Source organism: Pseudothermotoga hypogea DSM 11164 = NBRC 106472 (assembly GCF_000816145.1).
GTDB lineage: Bacteria > Thermotogota > Thermotogae > Thermotogales > DSM-5069 > Pseudothermotoga_A > Pseudothermotoga_A hypogea.
Genome location: NZ_CP007141.1, coordinates 2,145,737 through 2,165,416 on the forward strand (window position 1 = coordinate 2,145,737; position 19,680 = coordinate 2,165,416).

A 19,680-nucleotide genomic window follows, 5' to 3' on the forward strand; every position below is an offset into this window, starting at 1 on the left:
TCAGGATCTCATATCGAAAAATTTTGCAAAACCCGCTCTCGAAAGTGCGCAAACGATTCTTTGACACACTCGCATCAAAAAAGTTATAATCAAAAGGGCCACGTTAGAAATTTAACGTCCCCACAACACTTCAAAATCAGGGAGGTGTCCGTATGAAAAAGTTGTTGGCGGTCCTGGTGGTGTTGCTGAGCCTCGTCGTGCTGGCACAAGAAGTTATCAAGATCGGTGCCATTTTCCCACTCACGGGTGCAGCCGCTGCAACTGGAGTGAAGATCAAGTATGCAGTCGAGGTCGCACAGGAAATCATCAACGGTGTCTATCCTGAAATCAACCTCGCGCTCGCTAAATCTGCAGGATTGCCGAACCTCAACGGGGCCAAAGTACAGTTCGTTTTCGCAGACCATCAGGGTAACCCAGAATTGGCCATGGCAGAAGCCGAAAGATTGATCAGAAACGAAAAAGTTGTAGCACTCATCGGTTGCTATCAGTCTTCCTGTACCAAACCGGCAAGCCAGATCGCTGAGAAGTACGGTATACCCTTCGTCGCTGGGTCTTCGAGCTCCGCAGCTCTCACGGAAAGAGGATTGAAATGGTTCTTCAGGATTGCGCCGCACGACGGTATGGAAACTGTCTTTTTCTTCAACTACCTCAGATACTTGAACGAGAAGTACAACGCTAACATCAAGAGAGTTGCCGTCGTGTACATAGACAACGAGTACGGAGTGCACGCGGCACTCATGGTGAAAGAAAAGATCAAGGACTTTCCTGAATTCAGCCTCGTGGCCGACGTGAAGTATCCTGTGAGTGCGACCAACGTGGACATAGAGGTCCAGAAAATCAAAGCGGCCAAACCGGATGCGATCTTCCATGCGTCCTACATCGGTGACATGACCATGTTCGTCAAGAAGTACAAAGAGTTCAACGTGGTTCCAAAGGTCGTGCTCTCTTACTGTGGTGGATATCAGGACCCGCAGTTTGTTGTGAACCTCGGCAAAGATGCAGATTATTTTGCTGGAACGAACGCCACCACGCCTGCCCTGTTTGCAAAGATGCCGATCCTCTCCAAAATCAACGAGATGTACAAGGCAAAGTCCGGCGTCGACATCGATGGCCCAACTTTGGAAGACTTCGCTTCTGCGCTCGTCATAGCTGAAGCGATCAACATCGCCGGTACAACTGAACCAGAGAAGATTCTCGAGGTTTTGAAGACCCACACCTTCGAGGCTCCCTATTTCGTGTCGGAAAAGATCCAATTCGGTTCGGACGGGCAGAACATCTACTCGGCTTCGGTGATGACGCAGATATTCAACGGAGTCTACGAAGCCGTCTGGCCGGAACAGTATCAAACACACGAGCCAGTGCCGCAGTTCCCGGATTGGAAAAAGAGATGAGTAATGAGGGGGGCACCCGCCCCCCCTTAAAAAATCTGGAAGGGGATGAGCATGCTCGCACAACTCGTTGTTACAGGCGTGCTGGTTGGAAGTGTCTATTCTCTCGTCGCAGTCGGTTTGACACTCGTTTGGGGATTGATGGACATAATAAACTTCGCGCACGGTGATTTCATGATGATCTCGATGTACACAGTCTTCTGGTTGTACGCACTCCTGAAATGGGATCCGCTCGTGTCGCTCCCCATCGCCGCTTTGGTGGCAGCCATGATAGGGCTTCTCACTTACAGACTGGTAATAAAACGTGTGCTGAACGCACCTGGTCTCATGGCTCTGCTTGCCACCTTCGGTTTGAGCTTGTTCATAAGAAACTTTGCCCAGTTCCTGTGGAGTCCGAACTACAGGTTTGTCGGAGAATCGATCCTTTCCGGCAAGAGATTGGTAATCTCCGATGTGATCGTTGGCATCCCACAACTCGTAGCAGCCCTTGGAAGCATTGGTATGACTTTCGCCGTGGCTTTGTTCATCAAGAAAACGAAGTTTGGAAAGGCTGTTCAGGCAACGGCGCAGAGCAGAGAGATCGCAGAGTTGATGGGCGTTGATACGGAGAAAGTGTACATGTTCACCTTTGCCCTCTCCGGTATCTGCGTCGGTGTTGCGGGGACCTTGCTTTCGGGTATCTTCCCGGTCTATCCAGAGTCAGGTGCGATGTACGGTCTTCTGGCTTTTGTGATCGTCGCACTGGGTGGGTTCGGAAACATATGGGGTGCCTTCTATGCGGGAATCATGATCGGACTCGCCGAGACGATCGGTGGTTTTTATCTTGGAACCCAGTTCAAGTACGCGATAGCTTTCCTCATATACTTGCTCGTACTGCAATTCAGGCCCAAAGGGCTTTTTGGGTGGTGAAAGTGGATGAAAAAAACACCGCTACTCGTCATCCTGGCGATACTTTTGATCCTGCCCCTTGTGGTCAAAGATGTGAATTTTCAGCACGTCATGCTCATGATGCTCATCTTCGCAGGTCTCGGCGAAGCGTGGAACATCATCACCGGCTTTGCTGGACAGACATCCTTCGGTCATGCTGCGTTCTTTGGGATAGGTGCGTACACCTCCACGGTGCTTTTCTACAAATTCAACGTCTCACCATGGATCGGTATGATACTGGGTGCATTGTTCGCAGGTGTTGTGGCTTTTTTGGTGAGCTATCCGTGCTTCAGATTGAAGGGCCACTACTTCGCTATAGCGACGCTCGCGGTAGCTGAGATCGTAAAGCAGCTGTTTGTCAGCTGGGACTACGTCGAGGGTGCCACGGGTATTTCCATTCCCGTCGTTGCCGACAGTTTTTGGGCGATGCAGTTTCATCGTTCGAAGATCCCGTACGTTTTAATTGCCTACGGTCTCTTCGTTTTCGTTTTGTTCGTTGCTATAGCCATCGAGCGCAACAAGATGGGCTATTATTTGAAGGCGATAAGAGAAAGCCACGAAGCCGCCGAGGCACTCGGAATAAACACTGCCCGCTACAAACTGCTCGCAATGATTGTGAGTTCGATGCTCACAGCGCTTTTCGGCACACTCTATGCGCAGTACATACTCTACATAGATCCCTTCATGGTTTTTGGGTTGGAGGTCTCGATGAAGATCGTTCTGCTGACGGTTCTCGGTGGTCTTGGTAGCATTTACGGTCCGATCATCGGTGCGGCGATACTCATACCTCTTTCTGAGTACACGAGAACCTTGCTTGGAGGTACAGGTAAAGGTATCGATTTGATGATCTACGGCATTCTTATAGTCATCGTTGTGGTTTTCGAGCCGAGGGGAATACTGGGACTTCTGAGAAAACGCAGCAGAAGGAGGATCAACTATGGCAAGAGCACTGCTTGAAGTACAGGGGATCACCATGAAGTTCGGTAATCTCGTCGCAAACGACAACGTCTCCTTTTCCGTGAACGAGGGCGAGATCGTCAGTCTCATTGGGCCTAACGGTGCTGGTAAGACGACACTTTTCAACTGTATAAGTGGTTTTTACAAGCCATTCAGCGGGAAGGTCTTCTTTGAAGGAAAGGATATAACCGGTAAGCCGCCTCACCAGATAGCAATGATGGGCTTGACCAGGACTTTCCAGATCGTCAAACCTCTGAAAGATATGACCGTCAGAGACAACGTACTCACTGGAGCGTTTTTGAGATCTTCCAGTAGGAAGGAAGCTGAAAAGATAACGGACGAAGTGCTCCAATTGACACACCTTTGGGAGAAGAAAGACATGCTCGCAGGCAGTCTGACCACGGCAGACAAGAAGAGGCTCGAGATAGCCCGCGTGCTGGCCACCAAACCCAAGATGGTCATGCTCGACGAAGCGATGGCCGGTCTGAACCAATCGGAGATAAAAGAAGCAATGGAACTGTGCGTCAAGCTCAACAAATCTGGAATAACGCTCTTGATCGTGGAGCACATCATGGAAGCGATAATGCCCATATCCCACAGGGTGATCGTGCTCAGTGCCGGGAAAAAGATCGCCGAAGGTAAACCGGCTGAAGTCACGAACAACGAAGAGGTCATAAAGGCGTACTTGGGGGAGAGATACTATGCTAAGAGTAAAAAACTTAACAACAGGCTATGACGGAGTTCCTGTGGTTTTCGATGTTTCTCTCGAGATCAACGAAGCAGAGTTCGTCGCAATTGTGGGTTCCAACGGGGCTGGCAAGACCACGATCCTGAGGACGATCTCTGGATTGCTTAAACCCATCTCGGGTGAGATAGAGTTCGAAGGAAAGCAGATTCACAAGTTGACCGCCCACGAGATCGTTCGCTTGGGCATAGCACACGTGCCTGAAGGCCGGCACGTTTTCGGCAAGATGTCCGTCAGAGACAATCTGCTCATGGGTGCTTACACGCTTAACGACAGAGCAAAGGTGAACAGGTTGCTTAACGAAGTCTTCGAACTTTTCCCGAGGTTGAAGGAAAGGGAAAATCAGAAGGCCGAGACACTTTCTGGCGGAGAACAGCAGATGCTCGCCATCGGAAGAGCTCTCATGGCCGAACCGAAATTAGTGCTCGTTGACGAAATGTCTCTGGGCTTGATGCCCATGATGGTCGACAAGGTCCTCGAAACACTGAAACAGATAAACAAGGAGAAAGGCGTCACGATACTACTGGTCGAGCAGAAAGTTCAAGAGGCTCTGGAGATGGCCGATAGAGGATACGTGCTTCAAACTGGCAGGATCGTCGCACATGGAACGGGCAAAGAACTGCTCGAGAGCGATTTGGTGAAAAAAGCGTATTTGGGCATGTGAAAAGTTATCTTTTGAAAAAAGGGGCGCAACGGCGCCCCTTAGATTCTTAAAGCGATCTTGTCATGTTTTGAACTTTCTCACTTGTTCGACCAAGCTTTCTGCTATCGAAGATAGTTCCTCTGACAGACTGCTCACGTTCTGCGCTCCACTCGCTTGTTGCTTCACCGCCTGCGTCATCTCTTCCACCTGCTGCGCTATCGTCGTGATCGATTTGGTCGCCGTGTCCATAGCACTGCTCATCTCTTCTGCAGCAGCACTCTGCTCCTCTGCGCTCGCTGCCAAACTCTCTATCTGACTCACCATGCTGTTTATCTGCCCTGTTATCTTGCTGAATTGTTCCCACTACAACGTCTGATTGCTTGCTCATACCTTCCACTACTTGCACTGTCTCTTTCGTAGCATTGTCTGCTTTCATTAACAACATAATGTTTGACGTTCGAAAGGATTTGGACAGTCAAGTCTTCATCGCTTGAGCTCTTGGGGAGGTTTGCTGTGACTCGCTTCTATGTCTCTGAAATTTTTGTGTCATCCAGCGCCGATCCTGCTGCCGCCAGCACCGGAACCTGCGCTTCCTCCTCTGAAGCCACCGGATGACGAAGACGACTTGGAAACTGTTTGTGAGGCCGTCCTGACCATCGTTGGCACCACATCGAGCACTCTCGGTTGTATCACCACCAAGCTCGCCACGGAAGATTCGGAGGGAGGATTGAGTTTTTTGAAGTTCTCAGCGACTGTTTTTGCGATTCCGAGTGCCGTCGCGTAAACTATGTAGTCGTCCCAGATGGCCACGGACGCCGGAGGATGTGAAGAGAGGGCAGAGAAATCGAGAAGGAACCTTTCGAAGTTTTTCCATCTCAGATAGTAGAGCAATCCTTCATGAGTCCATCGCGAAAAGACATCTTTCCTCATCAGGAAAACCGCAATTCCAGCAGAGATGCACAGAAACATCAAGGTGCGCACATAATCGACGATTACCTTGAATGCCGGGCCGAGGTTGTTCGACAGAAACAGCGCGATTATAGGTATCAGAATGGCAAAGACGAGGGCGAAAGATTTTGCTATCTTGTTGCCCCTTTCATCCATGAAATTCTTTTCCTTTATCTGTCTCAACACGTTCTGTTGCCATCTTCTGTAGTTCTCCAGAAACTTTCTCGCGTTCGATTCTTTTTGGACTGCTTTCTTGAACACATTGAAGTTCAACTTTCCATCTTGAAGGAACCCATCGAAGATCTTCATTATGACATCGTCTTTGGACAAAAGCTCCAGCGCGACGATCTCCCCATTCTGACCCATGACGAACCTCGCCTTCTTCTCTTTCACTGCGTTCAGCAGAACGGAGTTCAAGCCGTGCTCGTCCGGAACAGAACACAGACGTTTCACCACACCATTCACCACATCTGGTGAATCTCTGTACGGAACCTCTCGTTCGTATTCGGCATCGTAAACGATCGAGAATTCTCTGCCGAATTTTCTGTACAAGTAGAAAGGAAGGAGAATCACGAACAAGGTGTAACTCGCCGCGAGCGCCACACCGAGGACATTCTTGAGGATGTAACTGCGCTCGTAGTTGATGACTTCCCGCAAAGAGACATCTTGATGACGAGCTTCTTGAACAAGGATTGGTTTGTCGAAGACGTACCTACCCTCGACGAAGCAGTTTGAAGGAACGTTCCTGAAGACAAAGTTCTTGATCCTACCATCCTTACTCGAGCTCACTTGTAGCCCCCATGGGTGGTGGTAAACCTTCGGCTCGCCGAACTCGGAGGGGAAAACCATTTTGACGTCGAGTTTCTTGACGGGTACGGGTGCCTCACCCAAGTACTTGATGAACAGCTGGGTGAAATCTCTGCCTTGAATCAACAAATTTTTCACGCTGTAACTGATCTTCAATTGGACGATGAGCCCCTGCGGTGGTGTTTGAACGTATTCATCCATGGAACGACTGAACTGAAAGAAAAGGTCGAAACTGTTTGGACCAACCTTGCGCTCTTGAACGCCTCCGAGCAGTGGCGGACCCTGGACCACTTCGTACTGAAGATCTTCCATCGTCACACCCTCCGGCATATCCAAGGCCCAGGTGACGTAACGGAAGGGTTTTTTGAACCTCAAGGTGAACGTTTCTGTGACGTTCGCCGTTCCATCCGCTTTCATGAACAAGGTGTAGTCGACCTGTGGTATTTCGAAAAGGTCAGTTCCAGGACGATGCGCCACGAAAAGCAAGATCGCGAACAGAATCGCAGCGATCAAAAACGGTACGATCCGTTTGAACATATCAGCTCAGCTCCTGGAGCATCTGTTTCGCTTCCTCGTAGCTCAACTTACCTTCGGCCACCAGTCTGAGGATCCTCTTTTCGATCTCTTCCACCCTTTCTTTCTTGCTCATCACTTTGAGCCGCACATCGCCGGAGACGGTCGAAGCAACGATCTTCATTCTGCCATCGCCAAAGATGTATTCATTACCACGTCTGACGTAACCAACGTTTGAAGAAATATCGCCGCTGGTGCTCTTCAAACTCAGCCTTATATTCGGCAAGCCCACGACGTTCAAGCTCATATCTCCACTCACGGTGCTGAGCAACCAATCGTACTCTCTACATTCCAGTTTGTCAACGTTGATGTCTCCACTCGCACTCGCAACTGCGAGTCGCTGTACGTCGACAGTCGACAGTTCGATGTCACCCGAAACCGTTTTGATCTCCATGCTTTGAGCCCGACAGCCGTCGATCTTGATTTCTCCTGATACCGTTTTCAGCGTGCCGTGCTCAAACGAGAGCGAGGAAACCTCTATGTCCGCCGAGATGGAACTGATCTGTAACAGCTTCAAGTGTGTCGGCACGTGGAGTTCTAAATGCTCCGACGGACCGGAGCCAAAGTTGATCAGACCCAGCAGACCCTTTTCGTAGCCTCTCACGTTTATACTGAGCACACCGTTATCGATGCGCACGTCCGGCGCGTTTTCCTCGAAAAAAAGTTTGAACGAATCATCAGAGCTTTTAACGACCTTCACAGCTCCGCTGGTCAACTTAATGTGAACTTCGTTCACGTGCTTCTCTATGACAATGGACTTCCTCTCCAAGGTTCATCCCTCCTAAAAACCCATGAACCTGACGATTACCCATATCACCACGAGCTCGCCAGCTATGTAGATGAGAATGGGCACAATGTTTCCCCAGATAAGAAAGAACACGTACAGAACCACGAAGATCGAGTAAGTCAGAGCGATGGACTTGACTTTTATCTGAAGCAGTTTGTAACCTATGTAAGCGAGCAGCAACGCACCGACGACGCCGCTGAGAACCTTGAAGACCAGCACGCTCACGCACCCTCTCTGAGCTTTCTGATCTTCTCGAGCGCTTCTTGGGCGGATATCTCACCCTTTTCGAGGCTCTCGAGGACCTCGTTCACCTGTTTTTCTTGTTGTACTTCCTCAGCCTCGTAGCCCAGCGTCTTCACTATGCCTTCAAGCCTGGATCTCGCTGTGGGATAAGAGATGCCGAGTTCCTTCTGCACTTCGCTCAGGTTCCCGCGCGCCTTTATGAAGATCCGAAGAAAGCCCAGTTGCTCGGGTGAAAGTCTGAAGAACTCTTCCAGCTCGAATTTGCCCCTTATGATCGTCCCACATGAAGGGCACGTGAGCTCCGTTATGAGCAGCTGGCTGTCACACACAGGACACCTTGAGATAACACGCGCCATTCAAATCACCTCTTCAATTTATTTAGTCTTACCTGAAAATATATTAACTCTCGACTCAAAGTTTGTCAAGTACACTCTGATGTAACATTATCTGCGTTCTCCATCTTGGTGAAGTTGGTACAATCCTGAGGGAGGGATCGTGTGGTGTACAAGAGGGTGTTGATAAAGCTGAGTGGGGAAGTCATGTGCGGTGAGGGAGAAAGAGGTTTCGACAGAAAAAACGTCGAATTCCTTGTCAGACAGTTAGCACAGGTGGTGGAGTACGGTGTCAACGTCGGCATCGTCATAGGTGCTGGTAACATATTCAGGGGAGAAGAACTCATCGATCTTCCACACTCGCTTGCCGATCAGATCGGAATGCTCGGCACCGTGATCAATGCGCTTTACCTTAAGGGAATCCTGCAGAGGGTCGGTATGAAGTGCGTGGTGGTCTCCCAGATAAGTTCCTTGCCATCCATAAGGCCTATCCACTACGACGACATAAATTTGTACTTCGACGCAGGTTACGTGGTCATCTTTGCGGGTGGTACGAGCAATCCGTTTTTTACGACCGATACCGCCGCAGCATTGAGAGCCGTGGAGATGGGAGCCGAGCTGCTCATCAAGGCTACGAAGGTCGATGGAGTTTACGACAGCGATCCAAGAAAAAACAGGGACGCAAAGAAGTTTGAAAGATTGTCTTACCGGGATGCGATAAAATTGGGTTTGAAAGTGATGGACACGGAGGCTTTCTCCATCTGTGGAAGGTACAAGTTGCCCATCGTCGTGCTCAACTTCTTCGAGGATGGGGCTCTGCTGAGGGCGGTCAAAGGTGAACCTGTTGGTAGTTACATCTCACCCGAATGAGGAGGTGGCTGAATGTACAACGAAATCATGGACATCAAGGCGAGAGAAGTTCTCGATTCGAGAGGTAATCCGACGGTCGAGGTGGAAGTTTACCTTGAGGACGGAACAAAGGCTTCCGCAATCGTTCCGTCAGGTGCTTCCACGGGAAAGTTTGAGGCGCTGGAACTGAGAGACAAGGACAAGAGGTATCTGGGTAAAGGTGTGCTAAAGGCTGTGAAGAACGTCAACGAAATCATCGCACCGAAGATCATAGGCATGAACGCGTACGATCAGGTGGCCATTGACAATGCGTTGATCGAGCTCGACGGAACGGAGAACAAGTCCAAGCTCGGTGCCAACGCGATCCTCGGAGTTTCCATGGCCGTGGCGAGGGCAGCTGCCGAGAGTCTGTATCTACCCTTGTACAGGTACCTCGGTGGACCGAACGCAAAGGTATTGCCCGTTCCGTTCATGAACGTTATCAACGGTGGAAAACACGCGGACAACAGTCTGGACATTCAGGAGTTCATGATTGTGCCTGCAGGCTTTTCTAAGTTCTCCGAAGCGCTTCGCTGTGGCGCAGAGGTGTTCCACACACTCAAGAAGATCTTGCACGACGCAGGCCACGTCACTTCGGTGGGTGACGAGGGTGGATTCGCACCCAATTTGTCCTCCAACGAGGAAGCGATCAAGGTACTAATCGAGGCCATCGAGAAAGCCGGATATGAACCGGGCAAAGACGTTTTCATCGCACTCGATTGCGCTGCCTCTTCTTTCTACGAAGCCGAGAAGAAAAAATACCTGATCGATGGTGCTGAGAAGACAACCGATGAGCTATTAGAGTACTACAAAAAGCTCGTTGAGAAATACCCGATCATCAGCATCGAAGATCCCTTCGACGAGGAAGACTGGGAAGGGTTCCTCAAGCTCACGAATCAAATCGGAGAAAAGGTTCAAATCGTTGGTGACGATCTCTATGTTACGAACATAAAGAGGTTGCAGAAAGGTGTCGAATTGAAGGCCTCAAATTCCATACTGATCAAACTCAACCAGATAGGAACGGTCACGGAAACGCTCGATGTAATAGAGTTTGCAAAGGAAAACCACATGACGTGCATCGTGTCGCACAGATCGGGCGAAACTGAGGATACCTTTATCGCAGACCTCGCAGTCGCGACGAACTGTGGTATGATAAAGACTGGATCTCTGTCTCGTAGCGAAAGGATCGCCAAGTACAACAGGTTGCTCAGGATCGAGGAAGAACTGGATGGAATTGCTCAGTACAGAGGGGTTGCATCTTTCTACAGCATAAAGAGATGAAGGAATCATGATTGTTGAGGAGCCGATTCGGCGCGGCGACACGCCGCGCTTTTTGATCGGTGGGAACTATGGACAGGAGCAAACTCTTCTCAAAAGTCGCTTGGATAGGCGTTTGGGCTAACGGTGCGCTGTCCACAGCGAAAGTCCTCGTGGGCTTGCTTTTCAACAGCTCCGCGGTGCTGGCCGACGGAGTGGACACGGGAACAGATGTGTTCACTTCCTTGGTGACGCTGGTTTCCGGAAAGATATCGAGCAGGCCTCCCGACAAGACTCACCCGTACGGGCACGAGAGGGCCGAGGCCATCGCGGCAAAGATCGTTTCTTTCATCGTTTTTTACGCAGGCGTAAGCCTACTTTTTGCGTCCGTCAAGAAGATAATCCTTCACGAACACGTACAGATTCAAGGTGTTCTGCCTTTTTTGGTGACGATCCTCTCCATAGCCATCAAGAGCTGGTTGTTCTTCTACAAGTATCGGGTTGGGAAGAGACTGAACAGCTCAGTCATGATCGCGGACGCTTTGAACATGAGAAACGACATTCTCATTTCAGGCACGGTTCTGCTTGGTGTGATGCTGAGTAAATTTGGACTCTTCTGGATGGACAGCGTCGCCGCATTGGTCGTTTCGATCATGATCATACGAACTGCATTCAACATCTTTCGAGAAACGAGTTACGAGCTCATGGACGGCATGCACGATATGGAGATCTACCAAGAGATATTCGATGCCGTTGAGTCGGTGAAAGGAGTCAGAAACCCCCACAAGGTTCGTGTGAGACAGGTCGGATACAAGTACTTTGTGGACATCGACATCGAGGTCGATCCCAGTTTGACGGTGCAAGTGGGCCACGACATCGCCACTCAAGTTAAGCAAGCGATAATCGCCAGGAACGACAGGATAGCGGACGTCTTGGTCCACGTCGAGCCTGCGGGAAACGTCGAGCAAGAACCATTCGGTTTGGATCAGGAGAAAATGAACTCGTTGAACAAATGATTCATTTGATCGTTTCGGCGATCGAGGCGAGTTTTTCCACGATCGAGTCCACCAGCTCAAGGTAATCGTTTGCTTCCCAGCCCATGAGATCGACGAATATCGGTTCCAGATCGAACTGTTTTGCCAGATTCAGAGCCGTGGAACCTTCGACGTGCTCATCGATCAGTATGTGTCTCACCGCGCCCTTTTTCACAAGATTCGCCAGTTCTGCGAGCCTTTTTGCCGTAATTCCCTGCTCATGGCCTGACTCCAAACCGAAGATCTGACCGATGCCGAAGCGTTCTGCGAAGAGCGTGAGTGCCGGGTGAACTTCGACTATCGTTTTTCCCTTCAAATGACGCATTTTTTCGTACCAGAGCCACAGTTTCTCGAGCAGACGTTTTGAAAAATCCTGCCAGTTGCGCTCAATCAAACCTTTCGGCCGAAGCTGGTTCGATCTGCGAGAACCTCAACATCAATTTGTGCGAGAAGAGAAGCACATTCACAGGATCGAGCCAGAGATGTTCGTTCTGTTCAAAATCCTTCTCGAAGATGTCATCTGCGAAGACCATGGTCTTGTCCGTGAACATGTCCACAACCTTTTTTGCCCATTCTTCAAGACCAACCAGGACGATCACATCGGCCTCGTTCAAAATCCTCAAATCACTCGTCTTCAACTGATAAAGGTGTGGATTGGTCCCTTTGTCCATGATACACACGACGCTGTGTCCTTCCGGAAGGATGTGTTTCACGATGAGTTCGAGCGGTCTGATCGAAACGGCGATCGTTATGGACAGAGCCAGGGAGCAGAAGAGAAGAAACATTGTGGAAAGCCATCTCACGTTCGATCCCTCCAATCGAAAAGAGGGGGAAGTTCCCCCTCTGGTGGAGCCGATGGGACTTGAACCCACGACCTCTACCGTGCCATGGTAGCGCTCTCCCAAACTGAGCTACGGCCCCACGCATTATCTATTATAACCCATCACGTGGGGTTTGACAACCTTGTCTCGAAACACACCTTGAACAATCAAAAGTAGTTCTCTGCAGCATGAACCGAGGCGATCGCCCCATCGGCGACGGCCGTGACGATTTGTCTAACGTTCTTCTTGCGGACATCACCTATCGCGTAAAGGCGTGCAACGTTCGTCTCCATCCATTCGTTGGTGATTATGTATCCGTTTTCATCGAGTTCGACGATGTCTTTCACAAGATCCGATCTGGGTATGGACCCGATGGCGATGAACACGCCTTCAACATGGATCTCACTCGTTTGGTTCGTCTTGACGTTCCTCACGATCACTTTTTCAAGCTTCTTTTCACCAACGAACCGTTCCACAACCGAATCGAAGAGGAACTTTATGTTCGGTCTCTGGAAGGCCTTGTCCTGGAGGATCTTGACCGCTCGGAGTTTGTCCCTCCTGTGGATCACCGTAACACTGCGTGCGATCTTTGAAAGATACAGAGCATCGTTGATCGCCGTGTCGCCGCCACCCACGACCACCACATCCTTTTCTTTGAAGAAGTAACCATCGCAGGTGGCACAGTAAGAAACACCCTTTCCAATGAGCTCAGATTCACCCGGTACGTTCAGTTTCTTTGGATCCGTGCCGGTTGCGATCATCAGAACTTTCGCTTCGATCGTTCTGCCATCGTCAAGTACCACCGCACGTGTTTCACCCTCAACAATGATTTTCTCCACCGATGCGTTCAAAAAATGTGTTCCAAGCGATTCGGCGTGTTCTTTCATTCGTTTGGCGAGCTCTGTACCTTCGATGTTTGGAAAACCCAGATAGTTATCTATGTATGTGGTGAAGTTCAGTTGCCCACCTTCGAGTACCTTCTCGACTATCAGTACGCTCAGTCCTGCCCTTCGTGAATAAACTGCGGCGCCGAGTGCCGCAGGTCCACCACCAACTATCAATACGTCGTATTGATCCTTGATTTCCTCGAGATCCTTGAACTCGAACAGCATCTCAGACCTTCCTCACAGCTTTGAGGAGTTCTTGAACGAACATGTGTTCCGGATAAGCTCCTATGAACTCGTGAACGTCGTTTATGACGGTGTGAGGCACAGAGGATACCCCGTACTTCATGCTGAGTTCCGGAAATTCGTTAGCCTCAATCATCTCAGCAGTTATGTTTCTGTTTATCAGGGCCGCGTTGTGCGCCATGAGGACAGCTTTGGGGCAATATGGACAAGTCGGTGTGATGAAGACCCTGATCCTCACCGGCACGTTTATCGATCTGATCAGATCGATCTGCTGTTCGTTGAAGAAGACAGGCTTGTTGTTCGAAACGGCTATGATATCCTGAATCAGCGTCGAGAATTCGTGACCAGACGGTATTCCGTAGAAACGAATATTGGTGTCTTCACCGTTCGCATCCAGCAAGATTATGGCTGGCGTCATTTCAACCCTGTAGCTTCTAACCAGTTCGGGTTCCTTCTTGACGTGATGGGTGCTCAGCTGTATCTTTCCATCAATCGAAGAAAGCTCCTCGAGAACTTGCTTAGTGAGATCACAGTACTCACATTCGCTCGGATCGTCAACAAAGACCAGTACCTTAACCGGGTCCTTCAGGTGTTCCTCGAACGTTTTCTTCAAATACTTTGTGTCCTTTTCACTCAACAACGGCATGATTTTTCCCTCCTGCGGTCGTTCTTGCCAAGAAAAGTATACCAAATTGGTCGGAATTTAGTACTTTCGGTCCAGTAAAAAAGATGTTACACCCAGACACAGCAGGAACACTCCAATCCAGAAACCCTGTAGTTTCCATAAGCTCAGGTTTCGCAGCGCTATCGTTAAACTCATCAGTCCCCAACAGAGAAGGAGCGACGCAACGTTCCTTCTCACAGCCCGTCTGAACACGTAATTGAGAACGTACTCGTTCTTCGTGTGCCCCGAGGAGAGGAAGAAAACTCTGAGTCGCTTGTCTTCGCTCTCCACCAATACGGACAATCTGCCGGCATGGAAAAAGAAGGCCACAACCACGTAGATCAAAAAGTCACGGACGGACGACACTTCAAAAACGCTGTTGTACATGAACAAAAGCCCAAGCGTGGTCAACGCGTTCATAAAAGCAAATGGCACAAGATTGATATTCGCAAAACTCACCAGACCGAGCCAAGTCAGTAGGCTGGCCCCGATCAATCCGATCGACGAGAGAACGAGTCCAAGCAGAATGATACCCAGCACCTCAAGTCTTCTCTCCTTCCTGTGGTTCCTTTTTCAGAGCTTCAGCGATGCCTGCCAAACTCGATATGATGGCCGTGGCTTCGATCGGGAGGAATATCTTCGTCGCCTTTCCGTTCGCGATCTCCTTCAGTGCCTCGAGGTACCTTATCGCGATCAGATCGCTCGTGGGAGCACCTTCGTGTATCGCCTTAAAGACGTTGAGTATGGCTTGAGCTTGACCTTCTGCCTCGGCTATGAGTTTGTAGCGATTCGCCTCGGCGACTTTCTTTATCGCTTCGGCTTCACCTTCGGCCCTCAGGATCGCCGCGTTCCTCTCGCCTTCGGCCTTCAGTATTTCCGCTTGCTTGATACCTTCCGCTTCCAAGATGGCCGCCCTCTTCGTTCGCTCGGCTTTCATCTGTTTGCTCATCGCTTCTGTGATGTCTTTCGGTGGGTCGATCTTCTTGATTTCCACCCTCGTGATCCTGACGCCCCACTTGTCGGTCGCGTCGTCCAGAACGGTTCTGAGCTTCGCGTTGATCTTTTCCCTCGAGGTCAGAGTTTGGTCCAGCTCGAGTTCACCTATGACGTTTCTGAGGTTCGTTTGAGCGAGCTTCAGCGTCGCGAACTGAAAGTTATTGACGTTGTATACAACCTTGTATGCGTCGGTGACTTCGTAGTATATGACCGCATCGACCGTAACCACGACGTTGTCCTTGGTTATGACTTCTTGAGGTGGAACGTCGATGACCATTTCTCTGAGATCGACCCTGATCATCCTGTCGAAGAACGGTATTACGAAGTGAATGCCCGGTCCGGCTTCTCTGTGGAACTTTCCCAGGCGCTCGACTAAACCTCGCTGGAAGGGTCTAACGATTTTAATACCCGTTGCAGCGATTATGAACAGAAGAACTACCAGCACGCCCAAAGCTATGATCATGCTTCACCACCCCTTTCAATTTTGTGCACCACCACGTGGGCACCTTCCACCTTCAGGATCGTCACCTTTTGACCCTGTTCGATCGTCACGTCGTCGGAATCGGAGTACGCCCTCCAAATTTCACCGTTGACTTTCACGAGGCCCTTTCCTTGTTTGTTGTCTATGGTCTCGATCACTATCGCTTCTTTACCTATTATCTCATCGATGTGGATCTTCCTCGGTTCGGATTTGGTGAGTTTCTTGGCCAGCGGTCTGGTCAAAAGGACCAGAACGCCAGACACACACATGAAGGTGATTATCTGCACGATCGTGCCCGAAACGAAACTCACACCAGCCGCCGCGAAAGCACCGAGTGCGAACCAGAAAAAGAAGAACGTAGGGGTGAGGATTTCAGCCACGACCAGCACGACCCCGAGGATGAGCCAAAAGATGTATGGTTCCATGTTTTCACCTCCTCACATGGTGAACAGTTCGTTTGGATCGACGTAATGGATCTCGAACGGTTCTTCAGCCAAGTTCTTCAGATATCTTTCGATCTTTCCCGAGTAACGCGTGGAGATGTGATAGAGAACGAGTTTCTTCACCCTCGCCTCTCTGGCGATGGAGAGTACTTCGTCCAGCGCAGCGTGTGCGTTCATCTTTCTGTCTTCCTTCTTCAAGAAGGTGCACTCGTGCAGGAGTATCTCCGTTTCAAATGCGTCCGACGGGTCTATTCCATAGGTATCACCAGAGATGGTGAGAACCTTTTTTTCGTATGCTTCTGTGATGTTCTCCTGACCGAGCTCCTTAGAAAGGTGCGCGATCTCAGATTCTTTCAGGTTCTTGAATTCTTCTTTCAACCTTCTTCGCACTTCGATCACGTTGTAGCCGAAACTCTGGTCATACTGTGTGTGCCTGACCCTGAAAGGCACGACGTACCTTGCAAAGCTTCCAGCCTGCCTCAGAAAGATCTTTTGACCCGCAGTTATTGGGACAAGGTTGAGCTCGAACCTCAGGTCCCCGTTGACTTTCACAATGAACTGGAGCCATTCTTCAACTGCCGTGTTCCCCTTTGGGTAGTATATCGTGAGGGGTTTTTCCCTGTCACCCATAGAGTTGTTGCGCGAATTTATTATCGTCCATAGACCGGATATGTGGTCAACGTGACCGTGGGTGAGAAAGATGTACTTTATGGCGTAGATTCTGTTTGCCATGGTCAAAGAAACGCCTTCACCGGCGTCGAACAGGATCCTTTCCGGAGCATAATAAATCCAGGTCGAATACAGTGCCTTGGAGTATATTTGAAGTATCAGCTTTCTTCACTCCTTCTGTTCAGCGATGACTTCCACTTTGACCGTACCCTTGACGCCCCCTGGAAGTCTCAGTTTCACATCGTACAGTCCAATCTCCTTGATGGGTTTTTCGAGCTCGATCCATCTCTTGTCGATCTGCGTCCCGACGCTGTCACTCAAAATTTCTGCGAGTGCCACGCCCGTGAGAGCTCCGAAGAGCTTTCCACCTGCTCCAGCCTTCACCTCGATCCTGTGCACCTTTCTTTGAAGTTGCTTCAAGATCTCCTCGCTCCTTTTGCGCATCAGGTCTTCCCTGTGTTCTTTCAAGGCTCTTTCGTTCTCTATTTTCTTGATCTCACCCTCCGTGGCGGGCCTGGCGAGACCTTTGGGTATCAAATAGTTCCTCGCGTACCCGTCGCTCACTTCCTTCACTTCGTTGGCTTTTCCCATACCGGGAATATCCTTGAGCAATATGACCTTCACACTTCTTTCCCCCTTCCTCAAATTCATTATACTTGTTTGATCGACCAACGCTTCCAAAATTTATCTTTCGTTTCAAGCGCACAAAGAGCAGTTCATCACGGGCAAGACGTTCGTGGGATATACTTTTTCTGGGTGAGAGTGTGGAGTACGATGTGTACTTGAAAATGGACAGCAACGACGTTCACACGTTGAGCTACATACTCGAGGTCGAGGACAACCTTCTGAACATGAGAAAGTACGAAAACGGTGTTTTAAGAATACTCGTGCCTGCGGATCTGCTCGACGAGTTGCTGAACTTCTTACACAACGTCAAAAACTGTGTGAAATTCGAACTTGTGGACGTGAGGTTGAACCGTGGGATTATTTGATCTTCTCAAACCCGACGAGTTTGTGAACGATCTGAGGAACTTACAGATCGAGAGGTACCTTTCGATGGGGAAGGACGTGTTTGTCTTTGATTTCGACAACACTCTTGGACTCTGGAGAAACGCGGAGATAAAGGAAGATCTCAAAGACATGCTCGAACACTTAAAATCGAAGGGCGCGAGGGTCCTCATCGTGTCGAACGGTCGGCCAAGAAAGTTGAAGGGCCTCAACGATTTCGACGTTATATGGCGTGCCGGGAAACCTTTTTCCACAAAGTTGAAGAAGATCTTCGAAGATTTTGAACCTTCCCGGGTAGTGTTCGTCGGGGATCAGATCTTCACCGACGTGATCACAGGAAAGAGGTTTGGTTTTTACACGATCAAGGTGAATCCTCTGTCCGACAGGGAATTCTTCGGCACAAAGTTGCTCAGAATCTTTGAAAAAATCTTGCTGACGTGCTGGAAGGGAAGATGAACGATGAAGTGTAAAGGATGTGGCGCCGAGATCCAGCACGAGGACGAAACACTCCCGGGTTACATACCCAAGGAAGTCTTCGAGAGGAGAAGTTTAGCAGGAGAAGAAATACTGTGTCAAAGGTGCTTCAGGGCGAGGCACTACGGTAAGTTGATGCCGGTGCGATTAGAAGATTTCTGGACTCAGCTCATAAACGTCATCAAAGAGGTGGACGTCGTAGTTTGGATCCTCGACATCACCGATTTCGAGGGCAGTTACGATCCAAAGATCTTTGAAGTCCTGTCCTCAGTCAAAAAGATTCTCGTTGTGAACAAAATAGATCTGCTTCCGAGGGCTGTGACCGTTCAGGAGATAGATAGCTGGGTGAGAAGACAGGTTTTAGACGAACCGTTCGACGTGATCCTCACCAGCGCAACGAAGCGTTACGGTTTGCGAAGGCTCAAAGAGAAGATCCTCGAGTTTCGACGCGTTCTCTTCGTCGGTGTGACGAACGTTGGAAAATCTTCGCTCTTCAAGGAAATCACAGGGAAGGATGTGAGCGTTACGCCGTTTCCAGGAACAACCTTAGGGTTGATACGCGCGAAGTTGTTCAACACCATTCTGTTTGATTCTCCAGGCATAACCACCAAACACAGATTGATAGATTTCTTGAGTCCGGAAAGTCAAAAAAAACTCACCCACGCAGATCATCTGAGCAGATTCACGTTCAAACCCGACAGGAACAGTGTAATTTTTCTTGGGGGAGTCTGCAGGCTGGATATCGACTTCAAATCGGAGCTGAGACCTATTTTTCAGATCTTTGCGAACGAGGCTGTGAAGTTCCACCAGACCAGCAAAGTCAAGGCCGATACGCTTTGGAAAAGACAGTATGGGAAACTCCTTGTTCCCCCATTCGATCCACAGGAGTTGCCAATCGAGAGCTTGAGCTTTCAAGAAAAGAGGTTCGAGCTGGACGCTTCCGAGGAGCTGGCGATTGCAGGTTTGGGCTGGTTGAGCGTTCGTCGAGGTCCGTTTGAAACATGTTTGAAAACCATCGATGGTATATATGTAAGAAAGAGAGAAGCGCTGATAAATCCCGCAAGAAAGGAGAGACGAGCATGAAGAAGAAAGAACCTGGTATCGTGGTTGGAGTGAGCAACAGGCACGTACATCTGTCGAGAGAGGACCTCGACATTCTGTTTGGCAAGGGTTATGAGCTGAAACCCATCAAGGATCTCGGTCAGCCCGGTCAGTTCGCTGCAGATGAAAAAGTTATAATCGTTGGACCGAAGGGAGCCATCGAAGGTGTTAGGGTGTTGGGACCTGTCAGGAAAGAGACACAAATTGAGGTCTCCAGGACGGACGCCTTCAAACTCGGTCTGAACCCACCCGTGAGAGATTCGGGAGACATAGAGAATTCCCCAGGGATAGTCATCGTTGGGCCGAAGGGCGTCGTTGTGAAGGACAAAGGCGTCATCCTCGCCAAGAGACACATCCATATGCA

Annotated in this window: 25 protein-coding genes, 1 tRNA gene and 1 pseudogene; 12 read left to right on the forward strand and 15 right to left on the reverse strand. The window is 49.7% G+C overall.

Translation table 11 applies throughout. The annotated features are described in order from the left end of the window. Positions 1 to 152: 152 nt before the first annotated feature. From AJ81_RS10565 to AJ81_RS10585, 5 genes are read left to right on the forward strand one after another with little or no spacing between them, the layout of a single operon-like run. Complete coding sequence (locus tag AJ81_RS10565) at positions 153 to 1,391, forward strand: ABC transporter substrate-binding protein (protein ID WP_031502856.1); 1,239 nt, start codon at positions 153 to 155, stop codon at positions 1,389 to 1,391. A 51-nt stretch (positions 1,392 to 1,442) separates the two neighbouring features. Continuing rightward, positions 1,443 to 2,297 carry a branched-chain amino acid ABC transporter permease gene (locus AJ81_RS10570; RefSeq protein ID WP_051368906.1) on the forward strand — a complete coding sequence of 285 codons (855 nt, stop codon included), beginning with the start codon at positions 1,443 to 1,445 and terminating at the stop codon, positions 2,295 to 2,297. 6 nt (positions 2,298 to 2,303) lie between these two features. Further along, positions 2,304 to 3,272 (forward strand): branched-chain amino acid ABC transporter permease, encoded by a 969-nt coding sequence (locus AJ81_RS10575; protein WP_031502860.1) that lies wholly within the window; start codon positions 2,304 to 2,306, stop codon positions 3,270 to 3,272. Next, the gene (locus AJ81_RS10580; RefSeq protein WP_031502863.1) at positions 3,253 to 4,008 is read left to right on the forward strand and encodes an ABC transporter ATP-binding protein; all 756 of its coding nucleotides are present in this window, start codon (positions 3,253 to 3,255) and stop codon (positions 4,006 to 4,008) included. The genes AJ81_RS10575 and AJ81_RS10580 overlap by 20 nt, the downstream gene beginning before the upstream one ends. Beyond that, positions 3,974 to 4,681, forward strand: coding sequence for an ABC transporter ATP-binding protein (locus tag AJ81_RS10585; RefSeq protein ID WP_031502865.1), 708 nt, complete (start codon positions 3,974 to 3,976; stop codon positions 4,679 to 4,681). Before AJ81_RS10580 ends, AJ81_RS10585 begins: the two co-directional genes overlap by 35 nt. 60 nt (positions 4,682 to 4,741) lie before the next feature. On the opposite strand, the gene AJ81_RS10590 is transcribed toward AJ81_RS10585, so the two are convergent. From AJ81_RS10590 to AJ81_RS10610, 5 genes are all read right to left on the reverse strand, one after another. Beyond that, positions 4,742 to 4,984, reverse strand: coding sequence for a hypothetical protein (locus tag AJ81_RS10590; protein ID WP_031502867.1), 243 nt, complete (start codon positions 4,982 to 4,984; stop codon positions 4,742 to 4,744). Positions 4,985 to 5,206: 222 nt separating this feature from the next. Continuing rightward, positions 5,207 to 6,952: a DUF2207 domain-containing protein gene (locus tag AJ81_RS10595; RefSeq protein ID WP_038059560.1), complete on the reverse strand. Its 1,746-nt coding sequence runs from the start codon at positions 6,950 to 6,952 to the stop codon at positions 5,207 to 5,209. A 1-nt stretch (position 6,953) separates the two neighbouring features. Further along, positions 6,954 to 7,757, reverse strand: coding sequence for a DUF4097 family beta strand repeat-containing protein (locus tag AJ81_RS10600; protein WP_031502868.1), 804 nt, complete (start codon positions 7,755 to 7,757; stop codon positions 6,954 to 6,956). A 12-nt stretch (positions 7,758 to 7,769) separates the two neighbouring features. Continuing rightward, positions 7,770 to 7,994: a hypothetical protein gene (locus tag AJ81_RS10605; RefSeq protein WP_257008739.1), complete on the reverse strand. Its 225-nt coding sequence runs from the start codon at positions 7,992 to 7,994 to the stop codon at positions 7,770 to 7,772. A gap of 2 nt (positions 7,995 to 7,996) precedes the next feature. Further along, positions 7,997 to 8,374: a DUF2089 domain-containing protein gene (locus tag AJ81_RS10610; protein WP_031502871.1), complete on the reverse strand. Its 378-nt coding sequence runs from the start codon at positions 8,372 to 8,374 to the stop codon at positions 7,997 to 7,999. Between the two features lie 144 nt (positions 8,375 to 8,518). Between AJ81_RS10610 and pyrH the strand changes: the two genes are divergently transcribed. From pyrH to AJ81_RS10625, 3 genes are all read left to right on the forward strand, one after another. After that, on the forward strand, positions 8,519 to 9,220 hold the full coding sequence (gene pyrH, locus AJ81_RS10615; RefSeq protein ID WP_031502873.1) for a UMP kinase: 702 nt from the start codon (positions 8,519 to 8,521) through the stop codon (positions 9,218 to 9,220). Positions 9,221 to 9,232: 12 nt separating this feature from the next. Then, positions 9,233 to 10,519 carry a phosphopyruvate hydratase gene (gene eno, locus AJ81_RS10620; protein WP_031502875.1) on the forward strand — a complete coding sequence of 429 codons (1,287 nt, stop codon included), beginning with the start codon at positions 9,233 to 9,235 and terminating at the stop codon, positions 10,517 to 10,519. Positions 10,520 to 10,587: 68 nt separating this feature from the next. Next, the gene (locus AJ81_RS10625; RefSeq protein WP_031502878.1) at positions 10,588 to 11,511 is read left to right on the forward strand and encodes a cation diffusion facilitator family transporter; all 924 of its coding nucleotides are present in this window, start codon (positions 10,588 to 10,590) and stop codon (positions 11,509 to 11,511) included. 1 nt (position 11,512) lies between these two features. Here the strand turns inward: AJ81_RS10625 and AJ81_RS10630 are convergent, their stop codons facing one another. From AJ81_RS10630 to rplI, 10 genes are all read right to left on the reverse strand, one after another. Beyond that, complete coding sequence (locus AJ81_RS10630) at positions 11,513 to 11,923, reverse strand: metal ABC transporter solute-binding protein, Zn/Mn family (protein ID WP_031502879.1); 411 nt, start codon at positions 11,921 to 11,923, stop codon at positions 11,513 to 11,515. Further along, complete coding sequence (locus AJ81_RS10635) at positions 11,916 to 12,332, reverse strand: metal ABC transporter substrate-binding protein (protein WP_031502881.1); 417 nt, start codon at positions 12,330 to 12,332, stop codon at positions 11,916 to 11,918. The genes AJ81_RS10630 and AJ81_RS10635 overlap by 8 nt, the downstream gene beginning before the upstream one ends. 41 nt (positions 12,333 to 12,373) lie before the next feature. Then, positions 12,374 to 12,450 (reverse strand) — tRNA-Ala (locus AJ81_RS10640). A gap of 67 nt (positions 12,451 to 12,517) precedes the next feature. Further along, the gene (gene trxB, locus AJ81_RS10645; RefSeq protein ID WP_031502883.1) at positions 12,518 to 13,462 is read right to left on the reverse strand and encodes a thioredoxin-disulfide reductase; all 945 of its coding nucleotides are present in this window, start codon (positions 13,460 to 13,462) and stop codon (positions 12,518 to 12,520) included. Between the two features lies 1 nt (position 13,463). Then, positions 13,464 to 14,126, reverse strand: a complete 663-nt coding sequence (gene pdo / locus AJ81_RS10650; RefSeq protein WP_031502885.1) for a protein disulfide oxidoreductase — start codon at positions 14,124 to 14,126, stop codon at positions 13,464 to 13,466. A gap of 57 nt (positions 14,127 to 14,183) precedes the next feature. Beyond that, entirely contained in the window at positions 14,184 to 14,684 is a 501-nt protein-coding gene (locus AJ81_RS10655; protein WP_031502887.1) for a hypothetical protein, read from the reverse strand. A 1-nt stretch (position 14,685) separates the two neighbouring features. Then, complete coding sequence (locus AJ81_RS10660) at positions 14,686 to 15,603, reverse strand: SPFH domain-containing protein (protein ID WP_031502889.1); 918 nt, start codon at positions 15,601 to 15,603, stop codon at positions 14,686 to 14,688. Further along, a complete protein-coding gene (locus AJ81_RS10665) occupies positions 15,600 to 16,046 on the reverse strand; it encodes an NfeD family protein (RefSeq protein WP_031502890.1) in 447 nt (148 codons plus the stop codon). The genes AJ81_RS10660 and AJ81_RS10665 overlap by 4 nt, the downstream gene beginning before the upstream one ends. Before the next feature lie 12 nt (positions 16,047 to 16,058). After that, positions 16,059 to 16,895, reverse strand: coding sequence for an MBL fold metallo-hydrolase (locus AJ81_RS10670; protein ID WP_031502891.1), 837 nt, complete (start codon positions 16,893 to 16,895; stop codon positions 16,059 to 16,061). 6 nt (positions 16,896 to 16,901) lie between these two features. Continuing rightward, on the reverse strand, positions 16,902 to 17,357 hold the full coding sequence (gene rplI / locus AJ81_RS10675) for a 50S ribosomal protein L9 (protein ID WP_031502893.1): 456 nt from the start codon (positions 17,355 to 17,357) through the stop codon (positions 16,902 to 16,904). Between the two features lie 140 nt (positions 17,358 to 17,497). Between rplI and AJ81_RS10680 the strand changes: the two genes are divergently transcribed. From AJ81_RS10680 to AJ81_RS10695, 4 genes and pseudogenes are all read left to right on the forward strand, one after another. Continuing rightward, positions 17,498 to 17,725 carry a DUF4911 domain-containing protein gene (locus AJ81_RS10680; RefSeq protein ID WP_031502895.1) on the forward strand — a complete coding sequence of 76 codons (228 nt, stop codon included), beginning with the start codon at positions 17,498 to 17,500 and terminating at the stop codon, positions 17,723 to 17,725. Beyond that, complete coding sequence (locus tag AJ81_RS10685) at positions 17,712 to 18,197, forward strand: YqeG family HAD IIIA-type phosphatase (RefSeq protein WP_031502896.1); 486 nt, start codon at positions 17,712 to 17,714, stop codon at positions 18,195 to 18,197. The genes AJ81_RS10680 and AJ81_RS10685 overlap by 14 nt, the downstream gene beginning before the upstream one ends. A 3-nt stretch (positions 18,198 to 18,200) precedes the next feature. Next, entirely contained in the window at positions 18,201 to 19,298 is a 1,098-nt protein-coding gene (gene yqeH, locus AJ81_RS10690) for a ribosome biogenesis GTPase YqeH (protein WP_031502897.1), read from the forward strand. Further along, positions 19,295 to 19,678: pseudogene (locus AJ81_RS10695) on the forward strand (PduL/EutD family phosphate acyltransferase); the annotation flags it as partial. The gene yqeH and the pseudogene AJ81_RS10695, both read left to right, overlap by 4 nt. Between the last annotated feature and the right edge of the window lie 2 nt (positions 19,679 to 19,680).

Bases quoted from the DNA above. Each gene is read 5' to 3' on its own strand.
- AJ81_RS10565 (WP_031502856.1), top strand. From the start codon at position 153: ATGAAAAAGTTGTTGGCGGTCCTGGTGGTGTTGCTGAGCCTCGTCGTG.
- AJ81_RS10570 (WP_051368906.1), top strand. From the start codon at position 1,443: ATGCTCGCACAACTCGTTGTTACAGGCGTGCTGGTTGGAAGTGTCTAT.
- AJ81_RS10575 (WP_031502860.1), top strand. From the start codon at position 2,304: ATGAAAAAAACACCGCTACTCGTCATCCTGGCGATACTTTTGATCCTG.
- AJ81_RS10580 (WP_031502863.1), top strand. From the start codon at position 3,253: ATGGCAAGAGCACTGCTTGAAGTACAGGGGATCACCATGAAGTTCGGT.
- AJ81_RS10585 (WP_031502865.1), top strand. From the start codon at position 3,974: ATGCTAAGAGTAAAAAACTTAACAACAGGCTATGACGGAGTTCCTGTG.
- AJ81_RS10590 (WP_031502867.1), bottom strand. From the start codon at position 4,984: ATGGTGAGTCAGATAGAGAGTTTGGCAGCGAGCGCAGAGGAGCAGAGT.
- AJ81_RS10595 (WP_038059560.1), bottom strand. From the start codon at position 6,952: ATGTTCAAACGGATCGTACCGTTTTTGATCGCTGCGATTCTGTTCGCG.
- AJ81_RS10610 (WP_031502871.1), bottom strand. From the start codon at position 8,374: ATGGCGCGTGTTATCTCAAGGTGTCCTGTGTGTGACAGCCAGCTGCTC.
- eno (WP_031502875.1), top strand. From the start codon at position 9,233: ATGTACAACGAAATCATGGACATCAAGGCGAGAGAAGTTCTCGATTCG.
- AJ81_RS10625 (WP_031502878.1), top strand. From the start codon at position 10,588: ATGGACAGGAGCAAACTCTTCTCAAAAGTCGCTTGGATAGGCGTTTGG.
- trxB (WP_031502883.1), bottom strand. From the start codon at position 13,462: ATGCTGTTCGAGTTCAAGGATCTCGAGGAAATCAAGGATCAATACGAC.
- pdo (WP_031502885.1), bottom strand. From the start codon at position 14,126: ATGCCGTTGTTGAGTGAAAAGGACACAAAGTATTTGAAGAAAACGTTC.
- AJ81_RS10660 (WP_031502889.1), bottom strand. From the start codon at position 15,603: ATGATCATAGCTTTGGGCGTGCTGGTAGTTCTTCTGTTCATAATCGCT.
- AJ81_RS10665 (WP_031502890.1), bottom strand. From the start codon at position 16,046: ATGGAACCATACATCTTTTGGCTCATCCTCGGGGTCGTGCTGGTCGTG.
- yqeH (WP_031502897.1), top strand. From the start codon at position 18,201: ATGAAGTGTAAAGGATGTGGCGCCGAGATCCAGCACGAGGACGAAACA.